This window comes from Mycobacterium sp. E1715, assembly GCF_001667625.1.
Classification (GTDB): Bacteria; Actinomycetota; Actinomycetes; order Mycobacteriales; family Mycobacteriaceae; genus Mycobacterium.
The window spans coordinates 1-7,517 of the sequence record NZ_LZJJ01000445.1; the positions used below are offsets into that span (position 1 = coordinate 1).

Here is a 7,517-nt window from a genome sequence, read left to right on the forward strand (position 1 = left end):
CGTCGTCGGCCCCTGGGAAGTCGATCGCGACCTGACCGACTACGCCCAAATCGATACCGGCGTGGTCAAAGACACCGACACGGTCAACGCGCTGCTGGGCATCCCGATGGGAGATGCGCTGCGCGGCCATAACGTCCTGGCCGGGTTTTCCAGCTCGCGTCACACCGAAAAAGGCCCGTACAAGGGCCTGCTGAACATCGTGCTCGAGCTGACCAGCCCGGCAGACGCGACCGCCGCGGTCGCCGACATGGTCGCCAAGGGCACCACCTTGACGATGCCGTTCGACAGCAAACCGCTTCCCACCCAGCCCGTTTCGATTCCGCGTTACCCCGGGACGGCCGCGCTGGCCTTCCAATGGACCGCACAGTATCCGGCCCCGGGGGGCCCACGCTTTTCGGTGACCGCGCTGAGCGCCCACGGCCAATACCTGCTCGCCCAAACGGCGACGTCGGCCAACACCGCCGATCTCGCAGCGCAATTGGTGGCCACCACACTGGATCTGCAGCAGCCCATGGTCGATGCCTTCAAGCCCACGCCGCCGGATCGGATGGCCGCGCTGCCGTTGGATCCCGAGGGACTGATGGCGCACACCGTGGCGCCCCGACGGGAAAACGAGTCGATCAACGACGGCGTCTATGACGCGCACGGAGCGCTGCACCTGGAGGCCGATGACCCGGTGCACCTCCAGGCATTGTTCAAGTCCGCCAACGTGCAGCAGGTTGCCTACGTCCTGGAAACCCGCGTCTATCAAACCCCCGATGCCGGCGCGGCCGCGCGCATCGTCAACGATATGACCGGGCCGCACCAAGTCGGCGGAATCACCGGCATGCCGAAGGCGAAATGCTTCAACGAGGCGCTGGGCTACTGGTGTGTGGCACGCGCGGACCGCTATGCCTACGAGATGCAAAACGAACAAGAGAATGCCCTGCACCAGATGATGGCCGCCCAATATCGCATGCTCACCGGGAAATGAGCGCCTGATGCCTCTCGCCGTCGGAACGGTCATCGCCGGATACCGCATCGAAGGTGTGCTCGGCTCCGGGGGGATGGGCACGGTGTATCTGGCCCGCCACCCGACGCTGCCCCGCAGCGATGCGTTGAAGATCTTGTCGGCCGAGCTGTCGGTGGACCACCAATTCAGGGTCCGTTTCACCCGCGAGGCCGACCTGGCCGCCACTCTGAACCACCCGAACATCGTTCGCGTCTACAACCGCGGCGAGACCGACGACGGACACCTGTGGATCGCCATGGAGTACGTGGAGGGAACCGCGGCCAACGACCTGGACCGCGCCAATCTCACCCCGGCCCGCATCGTGCGCATCGTCACCGACGTCGCCGCCGCGCTCGACTATGCGCATTCGCGGCGGGTGCTGCACCGCGACATCAAACCCGGGAACTTCCTGGTTTCGGCGCCGGGCAGCGGCCATGAACGAGTCTTGTTGGCGGACTTTGGCATTGCGCGCGCCCTCGATGACGCCACCACCCTGACCGCGACGGGCTCCATGGTCGGCACCGCCGCCTACGCCGCACCGGAAACCATCGAGGGCCGCGCGGCCGATCCGCGCAGCGACATCTACTCGCTGGGCTGCGCCCTGTTCAGGCTGCTGACCAGCCGCACCCCCTACGAGGACAACTCGTTGTCGGCCATGCTGGCCGGACACCTGATGCGGCCCGTCCCGCGCCCCACCGACATCAACCCGGCCCTGCCCCGCGAGATCGACGAGGTGATCGCCCGGGCGCTGGCCAAAGACCCCGCCGAGCGTTTCCAAACCGCCGGCGCGCTGGCGGCCGCCACCGCCGCCGCGTTGACCGACAACGCCGCGCCGACAACGTTCCCCGGGCCCGGCGGGCCACCGGCAAGCAACCCGACCAATCCTACGGTGACCTATCCACCGACCGCGCCCCCCGGGCTGGCGCCGGCGCCCGGGTGGCCCGCGTATGACCCGCGCGGGGCGGTCGGGGCCCCGCACCACGGCGCGCCCCCACAGTTCACCGGCATGCCGCCCTCGTTCGGCGGACCCGACTGGTCGCCGAAAGCCAAGCGGCGCAAACGCACTCGGCGGGTCGTAGCGGCGACCGTTGTTGTTGCGGTGCTGGCCATTGCCACCGTCGTGGGGATCCACCTGTTCGGCCGCAGCGGCGGCGGCCTGGGCCCCTATGAATCACAAACCCTCGCAACGAAATTCGGCACCGTCAAGCTTGAGCACCGCCCGATGGCCATCGCTGCGCTCGGGCCCGGCGATCCCGATGCCGTCCTGTCGCTGGGCGCCCAGCCCGTCCTGATGAACGCGGCCAACGCGACCGTGCCGAATTGGCTGCAGCCCCTGATGCATTCGTCCCCGCCGGTGTTCGCCGCCGCCGACACCGCGGCGATCGCCGCGACCAAGCCCGACCTCATCATCGACACCGGCGACATCGACAAGCCCACCTACAACGCCCTGTCGGCGATCGCGCCGACTCTCGCCCAGCCCGCCGACAACAACCAGGACTGGACCTGGCAGGCGCAGCTGAATTGGATCGCCACCGCCCTCGGCCGCACCGACTCGGCGAAAACCCTGATCGACAAGGCGCAATCCGAGCAGAACACCGTTCGCTCCGAACACGGCGCCTTTTCCGGCAAGTCCGTCCTGGTGGTCAACTACACCGGCACTGCCACGACCGCCGCCGCGGCCCCGTCCCCGCCGAGCGGCTATCTGGAGAGCATCGGCTTCACCTACAACTCCTACTTCAAGCGCAGCCCCGGCGGTCCGGCGCAAGTCCCGTTCGACATCAACGACACTGACTACCTCTCCCAGCGCAGCGACGTCATGTTGCTGCTGCGCACCGACCCGGCTGCCGGCGGCGGGGGATACGCCGGCCTGCCAGCCAGATACAGCAGTTTCGGTGGCACCCTGGTCATCATCGACGACCCCGCCACCATCGTCGCCCTCAACTCCGGCGGCCCGGCCGCCACCAGCTACCTCAACACCGCGTTGGTGGCCAAGCTGGGCAACCAGATCCACTGATCCGCAACGATGTTGCGCGATTCGTGGCCGCCACGGAACTCGGACGTGGGATCCGCTCGGTGTATGCCCCGTGCCCACCCTCGTCGTCACGGATCCGCACGCGGTGATGTGCTGTGCGCTGTGCCCCGTCACCTGTGCGCGATGCGGGGCTGCGATGTGAGGAGGGAGTCGAACCCCCTGCACTGCCCTTCGTGCGCCAGGAGAGACCGGACTTGGCCCGCCGGCCAGGGCTCGTGCGCGCCTCCGCGACGCCTACCTGCTACACCCCGGCTCCCTTACTCCAACAGGTCTACCTCCCAGTTCGATCGCTGGATCCGCACGTCGAGCTCGCGAAGCTCGCGGGCCACCTGATCAGCCTGGGCGCGCACATCGGCAACGGTCAAGGCGGACAACATCTTTAGCTCGGACCGCAGTTGACGAGAGTAGCCCTGCTGGGAGCTCCCGGCAGCAGCGTCCGCTGCGCTTTTGAGGACATGGTGACGCCAGCGCAGAGCGTCGCGGCGCGCCAACGCGTCGGTCAGCGTGCCGTCCGCGCCGATCGTCGTCGCCGCGTTCGTGCGATTGATCCGCCGGATCAAGACCTCGTACTCGCCCAGCACGCCCTCGACCTCGGCGAGCAACGCCGCCGCGTCTTCGGCGGGTTCTTCGCCCTCCTGATAGCGGGCACTGCTCACGATGCGTGTGCGCAACTGTTCGATACGCCGCAGCGCATCGGCCCGCAATGACAACGCCTCGGCCAACTTCACAATGTTCCCCCTCCGGTGGGCGGCGCAACCGCCTAACCAGGATAGGTCCGAGAAAGGCTGCTCAGCTGCCTCCGCCGACCCCGCGGCCGGCCACTGACCGGCCGCCGGTCGCCGACCGCCGGTACTGTCGAATTCGTGCGTAGTGAAGGCGATACCTGGGACATCACAACAAGTGTCGGTTCGACGGCCTTATTCGTGGCGACCGCCCGAGCGCTCGAGGCGCAGAAGCCGGACCCGCTGGCCGTCGACCCTTATGCGGAGCTGTTCTGCCGCGCCGTGGGCGGGTGGGCGGCCGACGTGCTCGACGGCAAGCTCCCCGACCACCAGCTGAAGACTCCGGACTGGGGCGCGCATTTCGTCGACTTCCAGGGCGCCCGCACCAAATACTTCGACGAGTACTTCCGCCGCGCCGCCGGCGCGGGCGTGCGCCAGGTGGTCATCCTGGCGGCCGGACTGGACTCGCGCGCCTACCGGCTGGACTGGCCCGCCGGGACGGCGATCTTCGAGCTGGACCAACCGCAGGTCCTCGACTTCAAGCGTGAGGTGCTCTCCGGGCACGGCGCCCAACCCAAGGCCGAGCGGCGCGAGATCGCGGTGGACCTGCGCGACGACTGGCCGCAGGCCCTGCGCGACAGCGGCTTTGATCCCGCCAGGCCGTCGGCGTGGATAGCCGAAGGCTTGCTCATCTACCTCCCGGCCGCCGCGGAGGAGCAGCTGTTCACCGGCATCGACAACCTGGCCGCCGCCGGCAGCCACGTCGCGGTCGAGGACGGCGCGCCGCTCGACCAGGACGACTTCGAGGCCAAACGCGAGGCGGAACGCGCCGACGGTGCCGAGCGTCCGTTCTATCAGTTGGTCTACAACGAGCGGATCGCACCGGCCACGGAGTGGTTCGGTGACCGGGGCTGGACCGCCGTCGGCACCCCGCTTGCCGAGTTCCTGGCCCAGAACGGCAGGCCGGTGCCCGGGCCCGACACGGATGCCGGGTCGATGGTCTCGCGTAACACGCTGGTGAGCGCCGTCAAGGGCTGACCCGACCCCCGGGCTTTTCATGTGTTCTCGATGAGTTGATCCCGCGCGGGAACTTTCGCGTGCCCGCCCCCGACTAATACCGGGCTGATCGGTGTGCCGCCCAACAGCCCGGGCGGCACGGTCTCAGCCCGGCGAGGAGTCGCGGGATGACCGCACCGGTGTGGATGGCGCTGCCCCCGGAGGTCCATTCGGCCCAGCTGAGCAGTGGCCCCGGCCCGGCCGGCCTACTGGCCGCCGCGGCCGCGTGGAGTTCACTGAGCACCACGTACGCCTCGACGGCGGACGAGCTCTCCGCGACCCTGGCCGCCGCGCAGGCCGGCGCCTGGGAGGGACCCACCGCCGAGCAGTACGCGGCCGCCCACGCGCCCTACCTCGCCTGGTTGATGGGGGCCAGCGCCATCAGTGCGGCGACCGCCGCCCGCCACGAGACCGCGGCGACGGCCTACACCGTGGCGCTGGCCGCGATGCCGACGCTGCCCGAGTTGGCGGCCAACCACACCGTTCACGGCGTGTTGGTGGCGACGAACTTCTTCGGCATCAACACCATCCCGATCGCGGTCAACGAGGCCGACTACGCGCGGATGTGGGTCCAGGCGGCCACCACGATGTCCACCTACCAGGCGGTCTCCACCGCCGCGGTGGCTTCGGCGCCGCAAACGGGGCCCGCGCCACAAATCGTGCAGGCCGCCGACAGCGGCCAAGACAGTGACGACGACGGAATCATCGACAACGACGGCGGCAACCCGTACCAGCTCAGCTGGTGGATCAACCGATTCACGGAGGTTTTCCAGACCATAGCCAGAGATTTGGCGGAGTTTCGCACGGACCCGGCCGACGCCTTAGAGGATCTGCTACAAGACATTTTCGGGCCCGCCGGACTCATCGCTGACGAGTTCACCCACGTGGGCGAGGCCCTTCAGGCGTTCCCACAGCTCGCCGCCGTGCCGTTCATCGTGCCGGGTGGATTTGCGGGGGGCATAGCCGGCTTGAGTCTGATGGCCGGAATCCAGCCTGCCCCAGTTCCCGTCGCTGCGCCGGCTCCGATGGCGCCGGCACCCGATGCGCCAGTCGTCAGCCGCGCTCCGGTTGTAGCGAGCGCTGCCCCGGCCACGGCGCCGGCACCGTCTTCGCCCCCGACCTCGGCCCCGGCACCCGCGCCGGCCTCGGCGCCGGCACCCGCGGCCCCACCGTCGCCACCCCCCGCCGGCGTCGAAGGCGCCGCGTTCCCATACCTGGTCGGCGGGCCGACCGCGGGTTTCGGTTCGGGAACCAGTGCCGGCGTGCCGCGCAAGGCGCCGGAGCCCGATTCCGCGGCGGCCACGGCGGCGGCCGCGGCATCGGCTCGGGAGCAGCGGCGGGCGCGTCGCCGCCGGCAGGCGGGCCTGCAAGATCGCTACCGCGGCTACGAGTTCATGGATCTGGACCCCGATGGCGAGCCCGAGGATCCGGCGGCGCCGGCCAGCTCCTCGCTCGCATCGGATCGGGGCGCCGGAGCCCTGGGTTTCGCCGGAACCGCGAGCAAGGGTTCCGCCCGGGCGGCGACCGGGCTGGCGACGCTCACCGGCGATGACTTCGGCGGTGGGCCCGTGCTGCCCCTGCTGCCCGGCTCCTGGGAGGGGGACTAGCGGCGCGCACGCCGCGGGCCGGAACTTTTCGGGCGTGCCGGACGACTATTGGCTGCGTTCTCGGATTGCTAATGAAAATGATTTTCGATAAGCTCGGGCCGCTCGGCGGGGCCGGTGGTGGCCCGCCGATCCGTCGGAGCCGGGGGAACGGACCGAAAATGCGGACGGGAGTACGCCTGAACTCCCTCATTCGCGGTGATGAGCTGGGAGTGATGTGGTGAGTCGGACGGGCCCTCGCGCCTCGACACTTAGCTTATGCAATGCTAACTTCAGGCGGGTTAGGTTAGGGGAGGCTACACAAATGGAGAGACGTGGCCGTGGAACTCGGTGACACCGGCGTGCTCGCCGCTCAGCCCGTCAATTCACGTGCGGATGCCAGGGTTGATGGCGACGTCGTCAGCCGGTTCGCCACGTGCTGCCGCGCGCTCGGCATCTCGGTCTACCAGCGCCAGCGCCCGGCCGACCTGACCGCCGCCCGCTCCGGCTTCACCGCGCTGACCCGGGTCGCCCACGACCAGTGCGACGCCTGGACGGGCCTCGCGGCCGCCGGCGATGTGTCCCTGCGGGTGCTGGAGGCGGTGTCGCGCACCGCGAGCACGGCCGGGGTGTTGCAGCGGAAGGTGGATCTGGCGCCGGGCGAACTGGGCTTCCGCTATGACACCGGGCTGTACCTGCAGTTCCGCGCCGCCACCCCAGACGATTTCCACCTCGCCCACGCGGCGGGCCTGGCGTCGACCGGGGATGCGGCGCGGCTCGCCGAAGCCGACCAGATCGTCACCGGCCTGACCGCGCGCCGCCCGAGCTGGCGCGAGGCCCGCTGGGTCGCCGTCGTCCTCAACTACCGCGCCGAGCGCTGGTCGGACGTCGTCAAGTTGCTGACGCCGGTCGTGAACGACGCCGGGCTCGACGAGGCGTTCGCGCACGCGGCCAGGATCGCCCTGGGGACCGCGCTGGCGCGGCTGGGCATGTTCGCCCCGGCGCTGTCGTACCTGGAGGAGCCCGACGGTCCGGTCGCGGTCGCGGCGGTCGACGGGGCGCTGGCCAAGGCGCTGGTGTTGCGGGCGCACGTCGACGAGGAGTCGGCGAGCGAAGTGCTCCAGGATCTGTAC

The 7,517-nt window shown here is 69.6% G+C and carries 5 protein-coding genes and 1 pseudogene; 5 read left to right on the top strand and 1 reads right to left on the bottom strand.

Going from position 1 to position 7,517, the window contains the following annotated elements; translation table 11 throughout:
- The coding region (locus tag A9X03_RS29940; RefSeq protein WP_068262953.1) for a hypothetical protein at window positions 1-973 on the top strand (973 nt) is incomplete at its 5' end.
- 7 nt (window positions 974-980) lie between these two features.
- Entirely contained in the window at window positions 981-3,005 is a 2,025-nt protein-coding gene (locus A9X03_RS21925; protein ID WP_068262954.1) for a serine/threonine-protein kinase, read from the top strand.
- A 275-nt stretch (window positions 3,006-3,280) separates the two neighbouring features.
- Here A9X03_RS21925 and A9X03_RS21930 read toward each other — a convergent pair whose 3' ends face one another.
- Window positions 3,281-3,751: a DIP1984 family protein gene (locus A9X03_RS21930; protein ID WP_067757565.1), complete on the bottom strand. Its 471-nt coding sequence runs from the start codon at window positions 3,749-3,751 to the stop codon at window positions 3,281-3,283.
- Window positions 3,752-3,886: 135 nt separating this feature from the next.
- On the opposite strand from A9X03_RS21930, the gene A9X03_RS21935 reads away from it, so the two are divergent.
- The 3 genes and pseudogenes from A9X03_RS21935 to A9X03_RS21945 form a co-directional block, all read left to right on the top strand.
- Entirely contained in the window at window positions 3,887-4,783 is an 897-nt protein-coding gene (locus A9X03_RS21935) for a class I SAM-dependent methyltransferase (RefSeq protein ID WP_067757574.1), read from the top strand.
- Between the two features lie 146 nt (window positions 4,784-4,929).
- Window positions 4,930-6,408 carry a PPE family protein gene (locus A9X03_RS21940; protein WP_067757577.1) on the top strand — a complete coding sequence of 493 codons (1,479 nt, stop codon included), beginning with the start codon at window positions 4,930-4,932 and terminating at the stop codon, window positions 6,406-6,408.
- 317 nt (window positions 6,409-6,725) lie between these two features.
- A pseudogene (locus A9X03_RS21945) lies at window positions 6,726-7,517 on the top strand (type VII secretion AAA-ATPase EccA); the annotation flags it as partial.